Here is a 373-nt window from a genome sequence, read left to right on the forward strand (position 1 = left end):
TACCCTTGTCTTAACCGATCGATAAAGTTGCCAATTGTTCCTGCCATAATCAATGATAAGCCAATTAGCATAGGAATATTTTTACGGTACTGCCAGATAAAGTAACCAATTACAATAATCGCAATAATAGTTATAATGGTAAAAAAAGTTTGTTGCCCTTCAAAAATGCTCCAAGCAGCCCCTGAATTTCGTAAATTAGTTAACTCAATAATACCAGGAATTAACTGCTTACTACCACCAAGAACAATTGAAGAAGCAACCCAAGATTTTAATAATTGGTCACAAATTGTTAAAATTAAAATAATTACAATAGCGATCCCCAGTAACAATTATTGAACCCCCTGTTGTTTCAATGCCAATTTCAAACGTGCAA

1 protein-coding gene is annotated in these 373 nt (G+C 33.5%); it reads right to left on the reverse strand.

What is annotated here, in order from left to right; translation table 11 throughout:
* A partial coding sequence (locus CP363_RS10590; protein ID WP_098036231.1) for a signal peptidase II occupies window positions 1-329 on the reverse strand: 329 nt, incomplete at its 3' end.
* Between the last annotated feature and the right edge of the window lie 44 nt (window positions 330-373).

The sequence above is a fragment of the Lactobacillus sp. UMNPBX12 genome, from assembly GCF_002553955.1.
GTDB lineage: Bacteria > Bacillota > Bacilli > Lactobacillales > Lactobacillaceae > Lactobacillus > Lactobacillus crispatus.